The organism is Qipengyuania intermedia, assembly GCF_019711615.1.
GTDB classification, from domain to species: Bacteria; Pseudomonadota; Alphaproteobacteria; order Sphingomonadales; family Sphingomonadaceae; genus Qipengyuania; species Qipengyuania intermedia.
Genome location: NZ_JAIGNS010000002.1, coordinates 896,474 through 916,373 on the forward strand (window position 1 = coordinate 896,474; position 19,900 = coordinate 916,373).

Annotated in this window: 18 protein-coding genes and 1 riboswitch; of the genes, 5 read left to right on the top strand and 13 right to left on the bottom strand. The window is 64.1% G+C overall.

Annotation, left to right across the window (positions count from 1 at the left end; translation table 11 throughout):
• Window position 1: 1 nt before the first annotated feature.
• From K3179_RS10765 to K3179_RS10820, 12 genes are all read right to left on the bottom strand, one after another.
• On the bottom strand, window positions 2-637 hold the full coding sequence (locus tag K3179_RS10765) for a trimeric intracellular cation channel family protein (RefSeq protein WP_221564838.1): 636 nt from the start codon (window positions 635-637) through the stop codon (window positions 2-4).
• Window positions 634-1,338, bottom strand: coding sequence for a PepSY domain-containing protein (locus K3179_RS10770; RefSeq protein ID WP_221564840.1), 705 nt, complete (start codon window positions 1,336-1,338; stop codon window positions 634-636). The genes K3179_RS10765 and K3179_RS10770 overlap by 4 nt, the downstream gene beginning before the upstream one ends.
• Window positions 1,339-1,381: 43 nt before the next feature.
• Complete coding sequence (locus K3179_RS10775) at window positions 1,382-2,716, bottom strand: amidase family protein (protein ID WP_221564842.1); 1,335 nt, start codon at window positions 2,714-2,716, stop codon at window positions 1,382-1,384.
• A gap of 82 nt (window positions 2,717-2,798) precedes the next feature.
• Window positions 2,799-3,632, bottom strand: a complete 834-nt coding sequence (locus tag K3179_RS10780) for a hypothetical protein (RefSeq protein ID WP_221564844.1) — start codon at window positions 3,630-3,632, stop codon at window positions 2,799-2,801.
• A gap of 4 nt (window positions 3,633-3,636) precedes the next feature.
• Window positions 3,637-5,049, bottom strand: a complete 1,413-nt coding sequence (gene lpdA / locus K3179_RS10785; protein WP_221564846.1) for a dihydrolipoyl dehydrogenase — start codon at window positions 5,047-5,049, stop codon at window positions 3,637-3,639.
• 10 nt (window positions 5,050-5,059) lie between these two features.
• Complete coding sequence (gene odhB, locus K3179_RS10790) at window positions 5,060-6,301, bottom strand: 2-oxoglutarate dehydrogenase complex dihydrolipoyllysine-residue succinyltransferase (protein WP_221564848.1); 1,242 nt, start codon at window positions 6,299-6,301, stop codon at window positions 5,060-5,062.
• Window positions 6,302-6,329: 28 nt separating this feature from the next.
• On the bottom strand, window positions 6,330-9,161 hold the full coding sequence (locus K3179_RS10795; protein WP_221564850.1) for a 2-oxoglutarate dehydrogenase E1 component: 2,832 nt from the start codon (window positions 9,159-9,161) through the stop codon (window positions 6,330-6,332).
• A 105-nt stretch (window positions 9,162-9,266) separates the two neighbouring features.
• Window positions 9,267-10,157: a succinate--CoA ligase subunit alpha gene (sucD, locus tag K3179_RS10800; protein WP_221564852.1), complete on the bottom strand. Its 891-nt coding sequence runs from the start codon at window positions 10,155-10,157 to the stop codon at window positions 9,267-9,269.
• Window positions 10,154-10,651 (bottom strand): hypothetical protein, encoded by a 498-nt coding sequence (locus tag K3179_RS10805; protein ID WP_221564853.1) that lies wholly within the window; start codon window positions 10,649-10,651, stop codon window positions 10,154-10,156. The genes sucD and K3179_RS10805 overlap by 4 nt, the downstream gene beginning before the upstream one ends.
• Before the next feature lie 29 nt (window positions 10,652-10,680).
• Window positions 10,681-11,643: a malate dehydrogenase gene (gene mdh / locus K3179_RS10810; protein ID WP_221564855.1), complete on the bottom strand. Its 963-nt coding sequence runs from the start codon at window positions 11,641-11,643 to the stop codon at window positions 10,681-10,683.
• Between the two features lie 291 nt (window positions 11,644-11,934).
• Complete coding sequence (locus K3179_RS10815; protein WP_221564857.1) at window positions 11,935-12,267, bottom strand: hypothetical protein; 333 nt, start codon at window positions 12,265-12,267, stop codon at window positions 11,935-11,937.
• 121 nt (window positions 12,268-12,388) lie between these two features.
• Window positions 12,389-13,465, bottom strand: coding sequence for a cell wall hydrolase (locus tag K3179_RS10820; RefSeq protein ID WP_247712943.1), 1,077 nt, complete (start codon window positions 13,463-13,465; stop codon window positions 12,389-12,391).
• A gap of 81 nt (window positions 13,466-13,546) precedes the next feature.
• A riboswitch (cobalamin riboswitch) is annotated at window positions 13,547-13,737 on the top strand.
• A 91-nt stretch (window positions 13,738-13,828) separates the two neighbouring features.
• On the opposite strand from K3179_RS10820, the gene K3179_RS10825 reads away from it, so the two are divergent.
• The 5 genes from K3179_RS10825 to K3179_RS10845 are packed head-to-tail and all read left to right on the top strand — an operon-like array spanning window position 13,829 to window position 18,552.
• Window positions 13,829-15,757 carry a TonB-dependent receptor plug domain-containing protein gene (locus K3179_RS10825; protein ID WP_345722716.1) on the top strand — a complete coding sequence of 643 codons (1,929 nt, stop codon included), beginning with the start codon at window positions 13,829-13,831 and terminating at the stop codon, window positions 15,755-15,757.
• On the top strand, window positions 15,754-16,566 hold the full coding sequence (locus tag K3179_RS10830) for an ABC transporter substrate-binding protein (RefSeq protein ID WP_221564860.1): 813 nt from the start codon (window positions 15,754-15,756) through the stop codon (window positions 16,564-16,566). Before K3179_RS10825 ends, K3179_RS10830 begins: the two co-directional genes overlap by 4 nt.
• Window positions 16,563-17,516, top strand: coding sequence for a FecCD family ABC transporter permease (locus K3179_RS10835; RefSeq protein ID WP_221564862.1), 954 nt, complete (start codon window positions 16,563-16,565; stop codon window positions 17,514-17,516). Before K3179_RS10830 ends, K3179_RS10835 begins: the two co-directional genes overlap by 4 nt.
• Entirely contained in the window at window positions 17,513-18,241 is a 729-nt protein-coding gene (locus tag K3179_RS10840; protein WP_247712944.1) for an ABC transporter ATP-binding protein, read from the top strand. The genes K3179_RS10835 and K3179_RS10840 overlap by 4 nt, the downstream gene beginning before the upstream one ends.
• 14 nt (window positions 18,242-18,255) lie before the next feature.
• Window positions 18,256-18,552, top strand: a complete 297-nt coding sequence (locus K3179_RS10845; protein ID WP_221564864.1) for a GCN5-related N-acetyltransferase — start codon at window positions 18,256-18,258, stop codon at window positions 18,550-18,552.
• Window positions 18,553-18,617: 65 nt separating this feature from the next.
• On the opposite strand, the gene K3179_RS10850 is transcribed toward K3179_RS10845, so the two are convergent.
• Window positions 18,618-19,769 carry a S8 family serine peptidase gene (locus K3179_RS10850; RefSeq protein WP_221564866.1) on the bottom strand — a complete coding sequence of 384 codons (1,152 nt, stop codon included), beginning with the start codon at window positions 19,767-19,769 and terminating at the stop codon, window positions 18,618-18,620.
• Window positions 19,770-19,900: the final 131 nt, after the last annotated feature.

The following is a 19,900-nucleotide window of genomic DNA, read 5'->3' on the forward strand; positions in this document are numbered from 1 at the left end:
ATCAGTCCTTGCTCGCCACGCGCTCGTCATAGGAGGGCAGGGCGAGATTGCACAGGATGGCGGCGAGGCGAAGGCCGAACCCGGCCAGCGCCGCGCCGATCCAGACATACCAGTCCTCTATCCCGGCCAGCGATCCGGCCACAGTCAGGCTGGAGGACAGGGCTGCGGCCGTAACGTAGAGCTCCGGCCGCATCAGGATCGACGGCCTGCCTGCCAGCACATCGCGGATGATGCCGCCGACACAGCCTGTAATCACCCCCATCAATGCTGCAGGGACGGGCGGGACGCCGTATTGCAGTGCCTTTGCCGTGCCAAGGACCGCATAAGCGGCGAGGCCCATTCCGTCGGCAATCGACAGGAACCGGCCCTCCCACCAGCGCGTGGGCGTGAACCATGCGAACAGGGCGATGCCGAGACAGGTCGCGGACACCCAGGGGTCGACCATCCAGAATACCGGTGCGCCGATCAGCAGGTCGCGGATCGTGCCGCCTCCGACCCCCGTAATCAGGGCGAAGAAGGTGAGGGTGACGAGCGTCTGCTTCTCCTTCGCCGCGACCAGGGCTCCGGTCATGGCGAAAATCGCCACGCCGGCGACGTCCAGCCAGTCGAGAACCGGCGTGAGGATTTCTTCGTTCAAGCGGCTTTGACCTTACGGGCCTTGCGGCGGCGGAACATCAGGACAAAGCCCAGCAGCGAGGCGAGGACCCCAAGGATCGCGAACAGGATCAGGATCGGATGGCTGGTGTCCTCGCGCGTCTGCAGGTCCATGATGTGCAGCCCCCAGACGAAATCGAACGTGCGCCACCACTGCGTCCGCACCGCTTCGATCTCACCCGTATATTCGCCGACATAGACGTGTGTCCCGTCGGTAAGCGCGACTTGCCAGACCGGCATTTCCCGCCGGAAATCGAAGGGGACGTTATCGGCATCGTATCGCGCGGTGTCGGCGACACGGTCGCCGCCCTTGATGCGTTCGGCCACGATCATGCGCGCCTCGACCTCGGAGATCGGCCCCATTTCCGAACCGTCGGCCCGGAACCGGTCGCTGGCCCCGTCCATGTAGGTGATCCGCGTCACCGTCTCGCCGCGTTCGATCTGCGTCGTCACCGAGCGGACGGGCCGCGTGCTGTCGGCCGGCAGGGCGACCGAGATTTCGGTGTCGCTGGGCAGCGCGCGTTCGGTAACCGCGTTGCGCAAATGGTTGCCGCGCACTTCCTCGATCGGCTTGATGACCATGATGAGCCCGGTCACGGTCCACATCAGGATCGGCACGCCCGCCAGCCAGGCCAGCCAGATATGCCATTTGGCAAAGCGCCGCATCATCTGCTGTTGTCCCACAAAATCCTCCGTCTGATCTGCAGGCCGGAATGCGCTGCGAGGCTCAGGAGTGCAACACCTGCCCTATCGCTTCTGCGGCCGCGATCGTGGATAGATCCCCCCAGCGCGGCCCCATGACCTGCATTCCGCAAGGAAGATCACCGGTCGAACCGATCGGGAGCACGGTTGAGGGAAGGTTGGGGAAGGTGGCGAGCCCGGCCCAGCACAGACCGGCGGCACCGCGCACACTGCCGCCATTTATTTCGATCTCTCCGTCGAAAACGCGGCCTTCGGCATGCGGCACAGCAAGGACCGGCGCCGGCGGAGCCAGGACGAAATCATAGGTTTCGAACAGCTTCGCCCAGGCCAGTTCGTTGCGGTATTGCAGGTCGAGGAAGTCGAACCAATCGGTCGCGCTGGCCCGTTTGCCGTCCCTGCCGGGTGCGCCGCGAGCCATGGCCACGTTGAGCATGCGCATATAGTCGGCGTGCTGCGCGGCAAGGTCGGGCAGCAGGTCGCTGGCCGTGTCCACTCTCGCGCCCGCACCGCGCAATGCATCCAGAGCGGCCTCGAGCGGACCGCGAACTGCGTCATCGGTCGCGCAATCGGGGTGATCCAAAAGACCGAGGATGCGCATCTGCGACACCGGCACGCGGCGTTCCCCGAGCTGGCGATTGCTGGTGATGCGCATCAGGAGCGAGAGGTCCGCCGCATTGCGGGCGAGGGGGCCTGCAATCGATAGCACCCCGTCATGCGCGCCGCGACCTGCCAACAGCGGATGGTCGTGCCCTTCCTTGCTGACCAGGCCCCAGCTCGACTTGTGGCCCCAAACGCCGCAGAAATGCGCCGGTACGCGGACGGAACCCCCGATATCGGTCCCGAATTCGCAGGAGACCATTCCGCTCGCTACCGCAGCCGCCGATCCGCCCGACGATCCTCCGGGCGAGCGTTCGTGATCGTGGGGATTGTTGGTCCGGCCGTACACGGGATTGTTCGACTGCCAATCCGCCAGATCGGGCGGCACATTGGTCTTTCCAAGAAAGATCGCGCCGGCTGCCTTAAGCTCGCGCACGACTGCGGAATCCGATGTGGCGATATTGTCCCTGTGCGCTTCATGGCCCCAGGTGGTGGGAAGGCCGGCGATGTCGAAGCTTTCCTTGATGGTCATGGGGACACCGAACAGCGGCGTTGCATCAGAGGGTGATGACTTCCCCATCTCCTTCGCGGCATCGCGGGCGCGGTCGAAATCGCACACAACCACCGCGTTGATGTGCGTATCGAGATGTTCGATCCGCGCGATCGCCGCATCGACAGCTTCGAGCGGTGACATCTTCCCCGCCGCGATGCGCGCCGCCGTTTCGATGGCTCCGGGTTTGTCGGTCAGTTGCGGATAAGCCATGGAATCTCCCCTCGATGACGAGACTAATGGACGGTTCCGGAGCCGACAACATCATAAGCTGTCGAGGGTATCGAAAGCAGGCCTAGCCCGGCCGGTGACCTAAGCCTTTTTCTGGCCGCATCATCGCAAGTCCCGCCAACATACCGATTATCGGCGCTGCCCCATATCCTGCCAGAGGTACGGGATAAGGGCCGAATAACGCGGCGATCAGGAAGCCGCCATACGCGGCTATCCAAACCAGGCGATATCCAGGCGCGACTTGTCGAAACGCCAAGATTGCGAATGGCGCACAGAGGAGCAGGCCGATCGCTATCGCCTGGACCGGCTTGTCCAGATCCAACCACAAGAAGGGCAGCAGGTTCTCGACGAATACGACCGGAGGCAATGCTCCCCGCCACCAGGCCTGGGCAGTCACTGCCAGGCCCAGCAGCGCGAGCAGTACCGGCTTCCAGTCCCGGTTGCGCAAGGCGAGCGCCAACAGAACGAGCGTGAGGGCGAGGCATGACGCGGCATCCGGTTGCAGGCCGCAAATCAGCAGAGCACCGGCGACCGGCCACATGCCCTTGTTCCCGAGGCGAACTGACAGGACCGCGAGGGGCGGTATGAGGAGCTGGCCCGAGTGCAGCTGCACCGGACCCAGGGGCAGCCATCGCGTAACCCCGTCGATGGAGGGGCCCACGATCATCGGCAGGCAAAGGACAAGAAGCAATCCGACGACGAGATACCGGACCGACCGAATGTGTTCGGGGGCGCGGAGGAAATAGACGGAAAGCAGACCGATCAGCAATGCAGCCGAGTTCACCAACGCGAAATGCGATGGCGCTTCGTTCAGCAGGAAAACGAACAAACCGCCGATGACCGGCAAGGCTATCAGCAACGGACCAAGAAAAGCTCCGCTGGTAGCCTTGCCGGTCATGGTATCAGATGTGGATCGGCTTGCCCTGGACGCCCATCGCCGCTTCCTTGATCGCTTCGGAATGCGTCGGGTGGGCGTGGCAGGTATAGGCGATGTCTTCCGACGTCGCGCCGAATTCCATGGCCTGCGTCGCCTGGGCGATCATGGTGCCGGCCACGCTGGCGATGGCCCAGACGCCGAGCACGCGGTCGGTTTCGGCTTCGGCGATCACCTTCACGAATCCTTCGGGTTCGTGGTTGGTCTTCGCGCGGCTGTTGGCCATCATCGGGAACTTGCCGACCTTGATGGCTTTCTTGTCGCCGCCCATTTTCTCGATCGCTTCATCCTGCGTCAGGCCGACACCGGCGAATTCGGGCCAGGTGTAGACGACGCCGGGGATGAGATCGTGGTTAACGATGCCGGTCTGGCCCGCAACGTTCTCTGCACAGGCGATGCCTTCGTCTTCGGCCTTGTGCGCGAGCATGGGGCCGGGAACGACGTCCCCGATGGCCCAGACGCCGTCGACCTTGGTGCGGAAGTCGTGATCGACTTCTATCTGCCCGCGCTTGTTGGTTTCGATGCCGATCGCATCAAGGCCGAGACCGTCCGTATTCGGCTTGCGGCCGATGGACACGAGTACGCAATCGGCTTCGAGCGTTTCCTCGTCGCCGCCAGCAGACGGTTCCAGCGTCAGCGTGGCCTTCTTGCCCTTTACGGTGCAGCCGGTGACCTTGGTCGACAGGCGCAGTTCCATGCCCTGCTTCTTGAAGATCTTGCCTGCTTCCTTGCGGACATCATCGTCCATGCCGGGCAGCAGCTTGTCGAGATACTCGACCACGATGACTTCGGCACCGAGGCGGCGCCAGACCGAACCGAGTTCAAGGCCGATCACGCCGCCGCCGATGACGACCATCTTTTTCGGCACCGACTTGAGTTCCAGCGCGCCGGTGGAATCGACGACGATCTGCTTGTCGTTGTCGACCTCGACACCGGGCAGCGGGGTGACCGAAGATCCCGTGGCGATGATGATGTCCTTGGCGGTGACCGTTTCGTCGCCAACCTTGACCGTGTGCGCATCCTGGAAGGTGGCGTGGCCCTTCTTCCAGTCGACCTTGTTCTTTTTGAACAGGAATTCGATGCCGCCCGTCAGGCCCTTTACCGCATCGCGCCGCTGCGCGTGCATCGCGTCGAGGTTCAGCTTGGGCGAGACCTCGATGCCCATTTCGGCCATGGTGCCATTGCTCGCCGCATCGAAATATTCCGACGCGTGCAGCATCGCCTTGGAGGGGATGCAGCCCACGTTGAGGCAGGTCCCACCCAGCGTTTCGCGGCTTTCCGCACAAGCCGTTTTCAGGCCCAGCTGCGCTGCGCGGATCGCGGCGACATAGCCACCCGGGCCAGCGCCGATGACGAGGACGTCGTAGTCGTATTCAGCCATGATTTCTTCCTCAGAGGTCGATCAGCATCCGGGTCGGATCTTCGATCGCTTCCTTGATGATTTTCAGTGCGGTCACGGCCTCGCGGCCGTCGATCAGGCGGTGGTCGTAAGACAGGGCGATATACATCATCGGGCGGATGACGATTTCGCCATCGACGACGACCGGACGGTCCTCGATGCGGTGAAGGCCGAGAACGGCGCTCTGCGGCGGGTTGATGATCGGGGTCGAGATCAGCGATCCGAAGACGCCGCCGTTGGAGATGGTGAAGGTGCCGCCCTTCATGTCTTCCATCGTCAGCGTGCCTTCCTTGGCGCGCTTGCCGAAGTCCGCAATGTCCTTCTCGATGCGGGCGAAACCCTTGTCCTGCGCGTCACGGATTACCGGGACCACGAGGCCGTTCGGAGCCGATACCGCGACCGAGATGTCGACGTAGTCGTGATAGACGATCTCGTCGCCCTCGATATAGGCGTTGACCGCAGGCACATCCTTCAGCGCAAGGCAGGCGGCCTTGGCGAAGAAGCCCATGAAGCCGAGACGGATATCATGCTTCTTGGCGAAAGTGTCCTTGTACTTGGTACGGGCCTCGATCACCGCCGACATGTCGACATCGTTGAAAGTGGTGAGCAGCGCCGCATTGTCCTGCGCACCCTTGAGGCGCTTGGCGATGGTCTGGCGCATGCGCGTCATCTTGACGCGTTCCTCGCGGCGTTCACCCGCCGGAGCCGACGGGGTAGCTGCCTGGGCGGGAGCGGCATCTGCGATCGTGCCGCCGTCCTTCTTCGCCTTGGCAGCGGCGATCACGTCTTCCTTCGTCAGGCGACCGTCCTTGCCGGTGCCCTTGATCGTCGAAGGATCGACGCCGTGTTCAAGAACCGCGCGCCGTACGGCCGGCGAAAGCGTCTGCGATGCGTCGGAAGAGGCTGCGGGAGCGCTCGCTTCGGCGCGCTCTTCCTTTCCTTCTTCCCGCTGTTCGGCAGCGCGTCCGGCTTCTTCGCCCTTGGCGGCAGGGGCGCCGCCTTCCTCGATCACTGCGAGAACCGCGCCGACTTCGACGGTATCGCCGACTTCGACCTTGAATTCGGTGATGACGCCCGCGACGGGCGAGGGTGCCTCGACGGCGACCTTGTCGGTCTCGAGGCTGACGATCGGTTCGTCCACGGCAACGGCATCGCCGACGTTCTTCAGCAATTCGCCGATGGAGGCTTCGGTAACGCTCTCGCCGAGCGTGGGGACTTTGACTTCGGTGGCCATGGTCAGGTGGTTCCTTTTACGACCTCGATCAGGGGCAATTGCTGGTGGCGGCGGAATTGTCGCCGTTCAGGCCGAGCGCGATGTTGACCAGCGCTTCCTGCTGGACCTTGTGGCGGCTGGCATATCCGGTGGCGGGCGAGGCGGCGACTTCGCGTCCGGCATAGCAGGGGCGCATGCCCTTCTTGCCGGCCTTTTCCGCCGATTCCTCGATCAGGCGATCGACAAAGAACCAGGCGCCGTTGTTCTTCGGCTCTTCCTGGCACCAGACGATCGTTTCCAGGTTCTTCATTCGCTCGATCCTGACCGCCAGCGGCTCGCCGGGGAAGGGATACAGCTGCTCGATGCGCACGATGGACACATCGTCCACCCCGGCCTCGTCGCGACGCTGCATCAGGTCGTAGGCGACCTTGCCCGAACACAGGACGAGGCGCTTCACCTTCTCGTCGGGAATGTCGGTCAGGTCCGACTTGATCCGCATGAAATGCGTGTCGCCCATGAAGCCTTCGGCGTCGCTCTTGGCCATCGGATGGCGCAGCAGCGACTTGGGCGTCATGATGACCAGCGGCTTGCGGAACGATCGCAGCATCTGGCGGCGCAGCACATGGAAGTAGTTGGCCGGGTCGGTGATGTTGCAGACCTGGATATTGTCGTTCGCGCACAGCTGCAGGAAGCGTTCGAGACGCGCGGAGCTGTGTTCCGGCCCCTGTCCTTCGTAGCCGTGCGGCAACAGCAGCACGAGGCCGTTCGCACGCAGCCATTTCACTTCACCGGCCGCGATGAACTGGTCGATCATGATCTGCGCGCCGTTGGCGAAGTCGCCGAACTGCGCTTCCCACATCACCAGGCTTTTCGGATCCGCCATGGCGAACCCGTATTCGAAGCCGAGCACGCCGTATTCCGACAGCGGGCTGTCGTAGACCTCGAACTTGCCATGGGGCAGGGTGGTGAGCGGAATGTACTTGCGCTCGTCCTTCTGGTCGACCCAGACGGCATGACGCTGGCTGAAGGTGCCGCGTCCCGAATCCTGGCCCGACAGGCGAACGCCGAAGCCTTCGGTGACGAGGCTGCCGAAGGCGAGCGCTTCCGCAGTGGCCCAGTCGAAGCCGGTGCCGCTGTCGAACATTTCCTTCTTCGCCTTGAGCACGCGGCCCAGGGTCTTGTGGATGGTCACGTCGTCGGGGACGGTCGTCAGCGTGCGGCCGAGGCTGTCGAAGAGCTTCTTTTCGATGGCGGTTTCGACATTGCGTCGTGCGCCTTCGGGATCGGCCGGCTTGTTCATGCCCGCCCAGCGCCCGCCGAACCAGTCGGCTTCGTCGGGCTTGTAATCCTTGGCAGCGGAGAATTCTTCCTCGAGATGGGTGTCGAATTCGCTGCGCAGCTGGTCGGCATAGCCCTTCTCGATGACACCCTCATCTTCCAGACGTTTGGTGTAGAGCTCGCTCACCCGCGGGTGATTGCGGATGGCGTCGTACATCAGGGGCTGCGTGAACTTGGGCTCGTCGCCCTCGTTGTGGCCGAAGCGGCGATAGCACCACATGTCGATCACGATATCGCGCCCGAAGGTCTGGCGGTATTCGATCGCCAGCTTGCAGGCGAAGGTCACCGCTTCGGGATCGTCGCCATTGACGTGGAGGATCGGTGCCTGGACGCCCTTGGCGACATCGCTCGGGTAAGGCGAGCTACGCGCGAATTGCGGGCTGGTGGTGAAACCGATCTGGTTGTTGATGACGAAGTGCAGGCAGCCGCCGGTGTTGTACCCGCGCACGCCGGAAAAGCCGAGGCATTCCCAAACGATGCCCTGGCCCGCAAAGGCCGCATCGCCGTGCAGGAGGACGGGCAGGACCTGTTCGTGCTTCTTGAGATCGTCGCGGATCGCCTGCTGTGCACGGGTCTTGCCGAGGACCACGGGGTTCACCGCCTCGAGGTGCGAGGGGTTGGGCACCAGGCTCATGTGCACGTCGATATCGTCGAACGAACGGTCGGTGCTGGTGCCGAGGTGGTATTTCACGTCGCCGGACCCGCCGACATCGTCCGGATTGGACGACCCGCCCGAGAATTCGTGGAAGATGACCTTGTAAGGCTTGCCCATCACGTTCGCGAGCACGTTGAGGCGGCCGCGGTGGGCCATGCCGTAAATGATTTCGCGCACGCCGAGCTGGCCGCCGTACTTGATGACCGCTTCCAGCGCCGGGATCATGCTTTCACCGCCGTCGAGGCCGAAGCGCTTGGTGCCGACGTATTTCTTGCCGAGGAACTTCTCGTATTCCTCGCCGCGCACGACCGCTGCGAGGATGGCGCGCTTGCCTTCCTCGGTGAACTGGATCGTGTCTTCGGGCGTCTCGAACTTGTCCTGGAGGAAGCGGCGTTCCTCCGTGTCCGAGATATGCATGTATTCGAGCCCGACATTGCCGCAATAGGTTGCGCGCAGGGCGTCGTAGAGGTCGCGCACGGTGACCCAGTCGAAGCCGAACACGCCGCCGACGAAGACTTCGCGATCTTCCTGGCCGGTGAAGCCATGCCATTCCAGCGTCAGGTCTTCCGGCACTTCGCGATGGGACAGGCCCAGCGGATCGAGATCGGCAGCCAGATGGCCGCGAACGCGGTAGAGCCGCACGAGCAGCATGGCGCGGATGCTGTCGTCCGCCGCCTGTTCGATTGCCTTGGGGTCGGCAGCCTTGCCGGCCTTTTCCGCGGCCTCTTTCACCGCAAGCCGCATCTGTGTGGGATCGAGCGCAGCCGTCAGGTCGGCTTCGCTGTCGACCACTTCGGCCAGCCAGCGCGGGTTACCCCAGCTCGGCCCCTGCTGCGGACCTTCCTGGTCGCCCATCTCGGGCAGGAAATCGTGGCTCTCGTTACCCATCGGGCTACCTTTCGCGCCGACCCTGTTGCCGGCCTATACTGCCAATGCCTCGGCGGTGCGGAAGGCTCCCGGGGAGGAGAAAACCTTTCCGCATCACTGAGTGGATCAGGCGAGTTCCTTCAGCATCGCGTCGAGCGTGGTGCCAAGCTCGCTGGGCGAGGGCGATACGCGGATGCCCGCAGCTTCCATCGCTGCGATCTTGTCGTCCGCACCGCCCTGGCCGCCCGAGACGATGGCGCCGGCGTGGCCCATCCGGCGGCCCGGAGGCGCCGTGCGGCCAGCGATGAAGCCGACCATGGGCTTCTTGCGGCCCTTGGCAGCTTCCTGCTTGATGAATTCGGCCGCTTCTTCTTCCGCGCTGCCGCCGATTTCGCCGATCATGATGATCGACTTGGTGTCGTCGTCGTCGAGGAAGAGGTCGAGCACGTCGATGAAGTTGGTGCCGTTGACCGGATCGCCGCCGATGCCGACTGCCGTGGTCTGGCCGAGGCCGACCATGGTGGTCTGGTGGACGGCTTCGTAGGTCAGCGTGCCCGAGCGCGAGACCACGCCGACGCTGCCCTTTTTGAAGATCGAGCCGGGCATGATGCCGATCTTGCATTCTTCAGGCGTCAGGACGCCGGGGCAGTTCGGGCCGATCAGGCGCGACTTGGAGCCTTCGAGGGCTGCCTTGACGCGCACCATGTCGAGCACGGGGATGCCTTCGGTGATGGCGACGATCAGTTCCATTTCCGCATCGATCGCTTCGCAGATCGCATCTGCTGCAAACGGCGGCGGAACGTAGATGCACGAAGCGGTTGCGCCGGTTTCGGCCTTGGCTTCACGCACGGTGTTGAACTGGGGCAGGCCGATGTGGTCGGTGCCGCCTTTGCCCGGCGTCACGCCCGCAACCATTTGCGTCCCGTAATCGAGCGCCTGCTGCGTGTGGAAGGTGCCGGTGTTGCCGGTCATACCCTGGGTGATGACCTTGGTGTTCTTGTCGACGAGGATGCTCATTCGGCGCTCTCCTGGGCAGTAGCCGTGATTTCAAAACGGGCGATGGGTTTGTCCTTATCGCCGGTGGGGTCGATCCGCATGTTCATGCCATCGCCCAGCGACCAGAAATAGGTCGGGCCATCGGCATGGGTCGGCATGCCGACGAATTGCGATACGGACTGGGCCGTCGGGCCATAATCGGCCGTGCTGTCCAGACGTGCGAAGACGACGCAGGCCTTTTCCCGCAGTTCCGCCTTGCTGATGATGATGAGCGCTTCGTTGCCCTGTTTTTCGTAGGCACCGCGCACCACCTGCGCGCGGCGTCCGGCCGGCTTGCGGTACGGCTTCCAGCCATGCTTGCTGAGGTCGTCCAGCTCGAGCCATGTCGGCGAGGTAATCGCCTTGCAGGCATCGATCGCGTCGACGATTTCGGCGGCAGAGGCCGGCTTGTCCTGCGCCGCTGCGGGCGCTGCGGCGGCGAGGGCAAGGAAAGGAAGGAAGCGAAGCGTCTTCATCGTATTACGTCCCTGGCTGGAAGGTTCGCTCAGGCGAGCGAGCTGTCGAGGCCTTTGCAGGCTTCGAGCAGTTCCTCGACCGCGTCGGTCGAGACCTTAAGATTCTTCTTCTCTTCGTCCGACAGTTCGATCTCGATGACTTCTTCGGTGCCACCAGCGCCGATCATGGTCGGTACGCCGACATAAAGGCCGTCGAGGCCATACTTGCCTTTGACATAGCTGGCACACGGCAGGATGCGCTTCTGGTCGCCGAGATAGGCTTCGGCCATCGCGATCGCGCTGGTCGCCGGGGCGTAATAGGCAGAGCCGTTGCCGAGCAGGCCGACGATTTCGCCGCCACCCTTGCGAGTGCGGTCGACGATTTCATCGATACGGCTTTCCGAAACGCCCTTGATCTTGGCGAAGTCGTTCACCGGGATGCCGTTGATCGTGGTGTAGCTGGTGACCGGGACCATGGTGTCGCCGTGGCCGCCGAGGACGAAGGCGTTCACGTCCTTCACCGATACGTCGAATTCCCAGGCGAGGAAGGTGGCGAAACGCGCGCTGTCGAGCACGCCGGCCATGCCGACGACCTTGTTGTGCGGCAAGCCGCTGAATTCGCGCAGCGCCCAGACCATCGCGTCGAGCGGGTTGGTGATGCAGATCACGAATGCGTCGGGGCAGTTGTTCTTGATGCCTTCGCCGACCGACTTCATGACCTTGAGGTTGATGCCGAGCAGGTCGTCGCGGCTCATGCCGGGCTTGCGGGGCACACCGGCGGTGACGATCACGACGTCGGCGCCAGCGATGTCGGCATAGTCGTTCGAGCCGGTGATCTTGGCATCGAAGCCTTCGATCGGGCCGCACTGCGACAGGTCGAGTGCCTTGCCCTGCGGCATGCCTTCGGCGATGTCGAACAGGACGATGTCGCCCATTTCCTTCTTCGCAGCGAGGTGGGCGAGGGTGCCGCCGATCATGCCGGAGCCGATGAGCGCGATCTTCTTGCGTGCCATAGGGTGAGTGCGTCCTTCAAACAGCGCGGGACGAAATTGCCTGGACCGCTATGGCGCGTGGAGTCCCGCGTGGGTACGCGCGCCCGGTGTTCGATGGGCGACCTAGGCCCCGCAGGATAGGATTGCAACCGGCAAAAGGTCGCATGCTACAACTATCTTTGCAAATAGTTCGCAATAGCAATAGTGTGGGTTTTCGCAGGGAAGTGAGAAAGAAATGGCCGCGCGGCTTTCAGGTTCCGCGCGGCCAGTGCTTTTGCCGTCGCCCCATTCAGGTGAGGCGAAACGACAGGCTCAACCTATCAGTGGCGCATCCTGCCGGATAAGCGCACGCTCGAATTCGCTGGCTTCCCGGGCGTCGAGCGTGCGGCAAATGCCTGCCCAGCGCTCCCGCTCCTCGAACTGCTCGGCCTCATGCGCCACCAGCGCCAGCCGGTGGGCTTCCTTTGCGGCACCCATCCCGTGCGCTGCGAAATGCATCAGGGCATCGCGCAGGCTTTCCATCGGGAAGGGCTGCCCTGCCTGATCGTCATTGTCGTTTGCCGCGAACCCGGGCGCTTGCTTTGCAAGTATGCGCGCAACGGGGGAGCGCGCGGCTGAGCGCGCGGCGGCAAAATGAACTGGCATGGACCCGATCCTCCTGTGCTGCCGCGGGGCTGTCTACCCTCGCGGCCCGGCTTCAAGGGACGGTTTAGTCTGCAGCCGCTAAACTTCGGTTCCGCGGTATGCTTGAAAAGAGGTTAAATGCCTATTCCGCTGTCTTTTTTCGCGCGCCTGGCTCCCTGATCCAGCGCCCGCTGTTGCGGTATTCCGGCTTCACGTCGCCGGACTGGGGAGAGCCGACGACCGGGGCCGGATTGACGGCGGGATCGCCGACCTTGGGTTCGGGCGCGATTGCCGCGCCGATTACGGGATCGGCCGGAGGCGGCAAGGTGCTGCCAAGCGCGGCCTGCGATGGCAGGGGCGAAGCGCTCGGCGTATTCGGCAGCGCCAGGGGCTCCCTGCCCGCATAGGCACCCGTAAACGCCGCCGCGCGGCCTGCGCTGCCTTTCCAGCGATAGAACCGGTGCGCGCCGATCGATCCGATCAGGTCGAGGCTGCTTGCCCAGTACGGATTGACGGCATGGGTGTGATAATGGGTCGCGAGGCCCACCGGCTGGAAGACACGGCCCGACAGCGCGGCAAGGGCCACCGATTGCGCTCTTGCCCAACCGGCGCGCGACGGCTGGCGATTGAGCGATCCGTCACAGGTGAAGGTGAACTGGCAACCGGTCGTGCGCTCTGAACCCTGGAATACCACTCCGCAGATGCTGGCCGGATAGGCCGGGTGCGAGACGCGGTTGAGGACCACTTGCGCGACGGCTTCCTGGCCGGCCTGGCTTTCGCTGGCAGCCTCGTAATAGACGGCCATGGAAAGGCATCGCAGCGCGCGCGCCTTGTCGATCCCGCTTCCGGCGCTCTGGAAAGCCCGCGCGGTCGCGCCAGCGCCGAAGCGTTCGGTAAAGCGTTCGGTATCGAGGTTGCCTTCCGATACACGAAGCTCGGCAAGGTCGATCACCGGTTCGGGCGGCTGATCGAGATAATAGAATGCAGAGCCGGGAAAGCTCTGGCCGGCAATTTCGAACGGCATGGGCTGGACCGGCGGCTCGCCCTGCGCGATTCCCATCGCCTTGGCAAAGCCGGGCCATGCGCCCTGTGCGGCAGCGGTGGGCAGCGCGACGGCGAGTACGACCACGGCCACCCGCCGCAGCATCTGGCGGCGCGAACGGGCCTGCGCCTCGCGCGCAGCTCTCCTGCTCGACACTGGTGTTTCCCGATGCTGCATGACGCGCTCCATACCGCAGGATCGCATAGCGGGGAAAGGTTAATAGCAAGGCACTTGCCCGCCCTGCGAACCCACCCTATTGGCTGCGGCATTGGTACGGGTTGTCCGCGAAGGCGGGCCTAAGAGGGAACGGGGTGACGAAGCCCCGGCTGCCCCCGCAACTGTGACCGGGGAGCGATCCCGCCAGATGCCACTGCCCCTCGCGGGTGGGAAGGCGGCGGGAAAGCGCCGATCCGGCGAGCCAGGAGACCTGCCTGTACCAGTCGTTCGGCCACGGGCGGGGTGCACCGATGGCAAACGCGGATGGAAGCGATCCTGCTCCCTCCCGTCATGAGCGGCAGTTCGTTCATGATAGGAGGTTTCGTGTATAAATACCTGTTTCTTTTGACTGTTTCGACGCTTCCCGTTTCCGCTGCGGCGCAATCGGCAAGTGAGGAGGCGCTGGCGGAAATCATCGCCGCCCAGGATGCAGAGCAGGCACAGGAAATCGAGGTCGACGATCCGCTTGCGACTGCTCCAAGGCATCACGGTTTCAAAGCCATGACGCCCATGATCACAGTCACCGCCAATGGCCTTTCCACAGCTCTCGAGAACACGGGACAGGCCGTTACGGTAATCGAGCGCGACGAGATCGAAAGTGTGCAGGGTGCAGACGCCACGCGGGTTCTCCAACGCACGCCCGGTCTTTCCTTCTCGCGCAATGGCGGAGTTGGCGGCTTTACCGGCGTGAACATTCGCGGAGCAAGCGCCGACCAGGTCCTGGTGCTGGTGGATGGCGTCAGGGTAGCCGACCCGGCTGCTCCAGGCGGCGGGTTCGATTTCGGCAACCAGCTGACCGGAATGGCGGGGAAATTCGACATCCTCAGGGGGTCCAACTCGACTATCTGGGGAAGCGAGGCGATCGGCGGAGTCATCGACATTTCGACCCGCGCCGAAACCGGCATGAAGGGAACGCTGGAATATGGCGCGCGAGAGACGTTCCGCGCCAATCTGGCAACCGGTGTCAGCGCCGATAACGCTTATCTCGGATTGAACGGTTCGTGGTTCACCACCGACGGATTTTCCGCTGCCGAGAACGGGAGCGAAGCGGACGGCTTCGAACAATTCGCGCTTGGAGGCGTCGGCTTTCTCGATCTGACCGACAGCCTGGAGATCTTCACCCATCTCAACTGGAGCGAAAGCAAGCTCGATATCGACGGCTTCCCCCCTCCGGCCTTCGCTCTGGCCGACACCTTGGAAACGCAGGAAACGCGCCGTCACTGGGGCGATGTCGGGCTGGCCTATTACGGCAATGACCTGACCCTGCGTGCAGCTTACAGCCTCTCGGACACGCAGCGCGACAATCTCGGTCAAGACGGCGGCGTGACCTTCGGCAGCAAGGGCAAGTCCGAGCGTGTGCAGCTGCGCGGTGAATATCGCTTGCTTGGCGGCCTGAGCTTCGCGTTCGGCGGCGAGAAGGAATGGACCGAGTTCGAGACCAATTTCGATGCTCCCGCCGAGACGGAGATCGCCGGTCTCTACGGCCAGCTCGGCTGGGTGATGGGACGCCTTGCGATCCATGTCGGCGGGCGGATCGACGATCACGAGCAATTCGGCACCGCGACCAGCTTTGGCGGGGATGTCAGCTATGGCTTTGGCAATGATTGGCGCCTGCGCGCAAGCCTTGGCGAAGGGTTCAAGGCGCCCACGCTGTACCAATTGCTGTCCTTCTACGGGAATACCGATCTCGAACCCGAGGAAAGCACCAGTTTCGACATCGGGATCGAGCGTGGCCGCCGCGATCGCGGCCTGTACCTCGCACTGACGGGCTTTCGGCGCGACAGCGATAATCTGATCGGCTTTGCCTTCACTCCCGACCGGCCGTTCGGCGTCTATCAGAACACCGACCGTGCGCGGGCTCAGGGTATCGAGGCCGAAGCGGGCATCGAGTTGACGGGATCGCTGCGCCTGTCGGGCGTATACGCGCTGGTCGATGCGGAGGATCGCGGGAGCGGCCTCGATCTCGCGCGCAGGCCGCAGCATTTCGGCACCCTGTTCGCCGATTGGGAGAGCGGCTTCGGGCTGAAGCTGGGCGCCGACCTGCGGATCTCGGGCTCGTCCTTCGATAACGCGGCGAATACCGTCGAGCTCGACGGGTACGAAGTGCTGGATATCAGGGCTGCGTTCGACGTGGGCGATAGCCTGGAGCTCTTCGGGCGGGTCGAGAACGTGTTCGATACCGATTACCGCCTCGTGTCCGGTTATCAGACGCCCGGCAGAGGAGCATTCGTTGGGCTGAGGGCGCAGATGTGAAGCGCCTCGCGCCCGCCTTGCTCCTGCTCCTGGCCGCCTGTTCGGGTGGCCCGGAGCTAGGGGGTGAGAGGGGAGAAAAGCCCACGATCGTCAGTCTCAATCCCTGCACGGATGCGATCCTTGCGGAGGTGGCCGATCCCGGGCAGCTGCTGGCAATCTCGCACTACAGCAAGGATCCGCGCGCCAGTTCGATGAAGCCGGAGGTTGCGGCGCGATATGTCTCGACGGGCGGCACGGTGGAGGAAATCCTCGCCCTTCAGCCCGACATCGTAGTTGCCTCGACTTTCATCGCACCTGCGACGCGGGCGGCGCTCGACGATCTCGGAGTGAGGGTCGAGACCTTCGGCAGCGTCTCCAGCGTGGAGGAGAGCATGGATCAGGTGCGCCAGATCGCGCGCCTAACGGGCAACGCCGGCAAGAGTGGGGCCCTGGTTGCCTCGATCGACCGGGCGCTTCTGGATGCCAACGCCAAGGGCAGGCCGGTCGAAGCCGGCCTGTGGCAGCCTGCGGGGATCGTGCCGGGCGAGGGCGCGCTCATCAGCGATCTCCTGCGGCGCACCGGCTTCACAAGCTATGGCGCGGCGCGGGGAATGGCGCAGGCCGATTACCTGTCGCTCGAGCAGGTAGTGGCCGACCCTCCGGAAGTGCTGCTGGTCGCGGGCAGCGAAGCCGGGCAGCGTCACCCCGTCCTCGCCACCTTGCCGCAGATGCGGCGCGAAAGCTTCGACACGAGCCTCCTCTATTGCGGCGGGCCGACCATCATCCGTGCGGCAGAACGGCTAGCACAGATCCGCAAGGGCGTCTCGTGAACCGCGCCGCCCTCGTCATGGCTGCCTTATTGGCTATTGCCCTGCCGCTGTCGCTGCTTGCGGGGCGGGTGTGGATCGACCCCGCAACCACGCCCAATGCCGCGCTTATCCTCGGCGAGCTACGCCTGCCGCGAGCCGTGTTGGCGCTCGTCGTTGGCGCTGGCCTCGGTTCGGCTGGAGCGGCCATGCAGGGCTACCTTCGCAATCCGCTGGCCGATCCGGGGCTGTTCGGCATCGCGCCGGGGGCGGCTTTGGGCGCGGTCACGGCCCTCTTCTTCGGCTTTACCGCGAGCGCGTGGCTGCTACCGCTCTTCGCGCTCGTCGGTGCGGGCGGGGCGATGGCGCTCCTCGCCCTGATTGCCGGACGAACCGGGGGTGTCGCCCTGTTCACACTGGCAGGCCTCATGGTGGCGAGCCTTGCGGGCGCGCTGACCGCGCTGGCGATCTCCATGGCGCCCAATGCCTTCGCGATGAGCGAGATCGTGCTGTGGCTGAACGGCGCGCTGACCGACCGCAGCTGGCGCGAGGTATGGCTTGCCGCGCCGATGGTCCTGCTCGGCATGGTATTGCTGATACGCGCAGGCTCGGGTCTCGATGCACTGACGCTGGGAGAACCGGTCGCACGCTCGCTTGGCGTCGATACGAACCGGCTGCTCTCGCTGCTGATCCTCGGCATCGGCCTGACCGTGGGAGCGGGTGTCGCCGTTGCCGGTATCATCGGCTTCGTCGGGCTGATCGTCCCCCACCTCGTGCGGCCCCTGACCGATCGGCGCCCATCGCAGCTGATTGTGCCGAGCGCGCTGGCGGGCGCCTTGCTGGTGCTCGTCGCGGACAGCATCGTGCGCATCCTGCCGCTGGTCACCGAGCTTCGCCTTGGCATTGCCCTGAGCCTGCTCGGTGCGCCCTTCTTCCTGTGGCTGTTGCTGCGCATGCGGAAAGGGCTGGCATGATGCTGGAAGCACGCGATCTCGTGCTCGAGCGCAGGCTCGCTCATGCCAGCCTGAGCCTGCGGCCCGGCGAAATCACCGCGATCTGCGGGCCCAACGGGGCGGGCAAGTCGAGCCTGCTCGAAGCGCTGGCGGGACTTCTGGAGGTCGAGTCCGGCACGATCCGGCTCGGCGACAAGGAGCTTGCGTCCTGCCAGCCACGAGAGCGCGCGCAGGCAATCGGCTATCTGCCGCAGGAGCACACGGTTTCCTGGGACGTGCCCGTCCGGCGTCTCGTCGAGCTTGGACGCATGCCGCACGGCGACAGGCGCCGGGAACTGGTGGACGCTGCCTTGAAAGCGCTCGATGTGGAGCATCTGGCAGACCGGCGCGCTCAGTCGCTATCCGGTGGCGAGACCGCACGTGTCCTCCTGGCGCGCGTGCTGGCGGGAGAGCCACAGTGGATCCTTGCCGACGAGCCGCTGGCCGCGCTCGACCTCGGCCACCAGCTTGCCCTGCTCAAACACCTGCGCAGGGCCGCCGACAGCGGCATCGGGGTGGTCCTGGTGCTCCATGACCTCGCCCATGCCATGAACCACGCGGACCGGGTTATCGTGCTCGACCAAGGGGCGCTGGCGGCAGATGATGCACCACAGCGCGCTCTTTCTGCCGAGGTGGTGGAGCGGGTCTGGCACACACGTGTGGAATGGATGGAACGCGGCGGTCGCATGGCACTCCTGCCGCTTTGATCCGTTGAGGGGCAATGGCTGCCGATCATCTCGTCCAGCGCTGGTTTGTCCTCACACGCGAGGAGTTGCCTGCCCTTTCCGGCGCGCGCGGATGGCCCGTTCATCTCGACCATTGCTTCCAGCGGATCCTCCTCGACAATGCGACGGGCGGTCCCTGGCGCAAGGCGATCGCTGCACCGGCTTACCGCCATGCCAGCGACGCACAGCTCGGGAAGGCCATTTCCCTCGGCGAAGCGGCCATCGCGGGGACGCAGGATCTCGCTGTCATGAATTCCCGCTCGCTCGCCTGGCGCGGCAAACTCAAGCGATAGAGATGCGCAAAGGCCGGACAACCGCGAGGTTGCCCGGCCATTTTGCGAATTGCCTTTCGGCTCGGTTATTTCACGCCGATGATGTCGGCATTGCCGTCCGGATCGCCGCTTACCCGTCCGCCGTTGCGAACCGAGCGCTGCAGGATCAGCCCGGCGAGATGCGGGGCCGCCATGGAGGTGCCCGACAGATAGGCATATCCGCCGTTCAGATAGGTCGAAACGATATCGACCCCCGGCTCTGCCACGTCGATCGGCGGGTTGGCATAGTTCGAGAAGTTTGCGAACCGATCGTTGCTGTCATGCGCCGAGACGGTCCATATATAAGAGCCGTTCACGCGGCCGGGCGAGGAGTAATTGGCATTCATGCTCTCGTTGCCGGCTGCCAGCGTGAAGTAGACGCCGCGGTTGGATGCGCGCAGCACCGCATTGTCGAGCGTAGTGCTGGTGCCGCCGCCCAGGCTCATGTTGACCACGTCGCCCGGCGACGCATAGCGATAGGTGTGGTCGACCGCAGCGAGAACGGCCGAGTTGGAGCCTTCGCCGCTGGCATCGAATACGCGAAGCGCTACGACCGAAGCGCCCGGCGCCACGCCGACGACGCCTGCTCCATCGCCCTTTGCCGCAATGGTCCCGGCGACATGGGTTCCGTGGCCGTTACCGTCGGAAAAGCTCGAGATGCCGGGTACGAAGCTGCGCGAACGACCGGTATCGATGTTGAGGTCCGGATGGCTCGCAATGCCGCTGTCGATCACCCAGGCGCGGCGAAAGCCCGATCCGGAGCCACCGCCGACGCGTGCCACGCCCCAGGGGGTGTAATCGACCATGGCGCTCACATCCTTGGTCGGACGGCCGCGCTGCTTGGTAGCGATGGACATGACCTGGTCCTGCTCGCAGGATCTGATCGCCGGATTGCCGTTCTGGATGCGGGCGATCGCGTGGTCGGGAACGTTCAGCGCAAAGCCTTTGAGTGCGCCGGTGTAGACATGTTTGACGCGGCCCGCACCGCGCATGGCCGCCTTGCCGGCTTCCTGCGCTACGGCGCTTTCCGATGTGGACGCGTCCATGGTGCAGATCCAGCTTCCCGGAATTTTCTTGCCGGCGCGTTCTGCAGCCGGGTTCACCCGTTCGCTGCCGGGAAGAACATTGGGTTTGGACTGGGCGATAAGGGTCGTCGGGATGGCGGCAAGCACCATCGCCGCGAAAAGCGACTTCTTCATTGTTTTTACTCCCTAAAGGCGAGTCTCTACTCGCTTATTCAGGGGTATTTCGAACGCGTTATTTGCCAAGAGGGAATCTCTGCTGTCGTGCGCAAAGTAAACGAATTACTTTACTTACAATTTCCGAATAT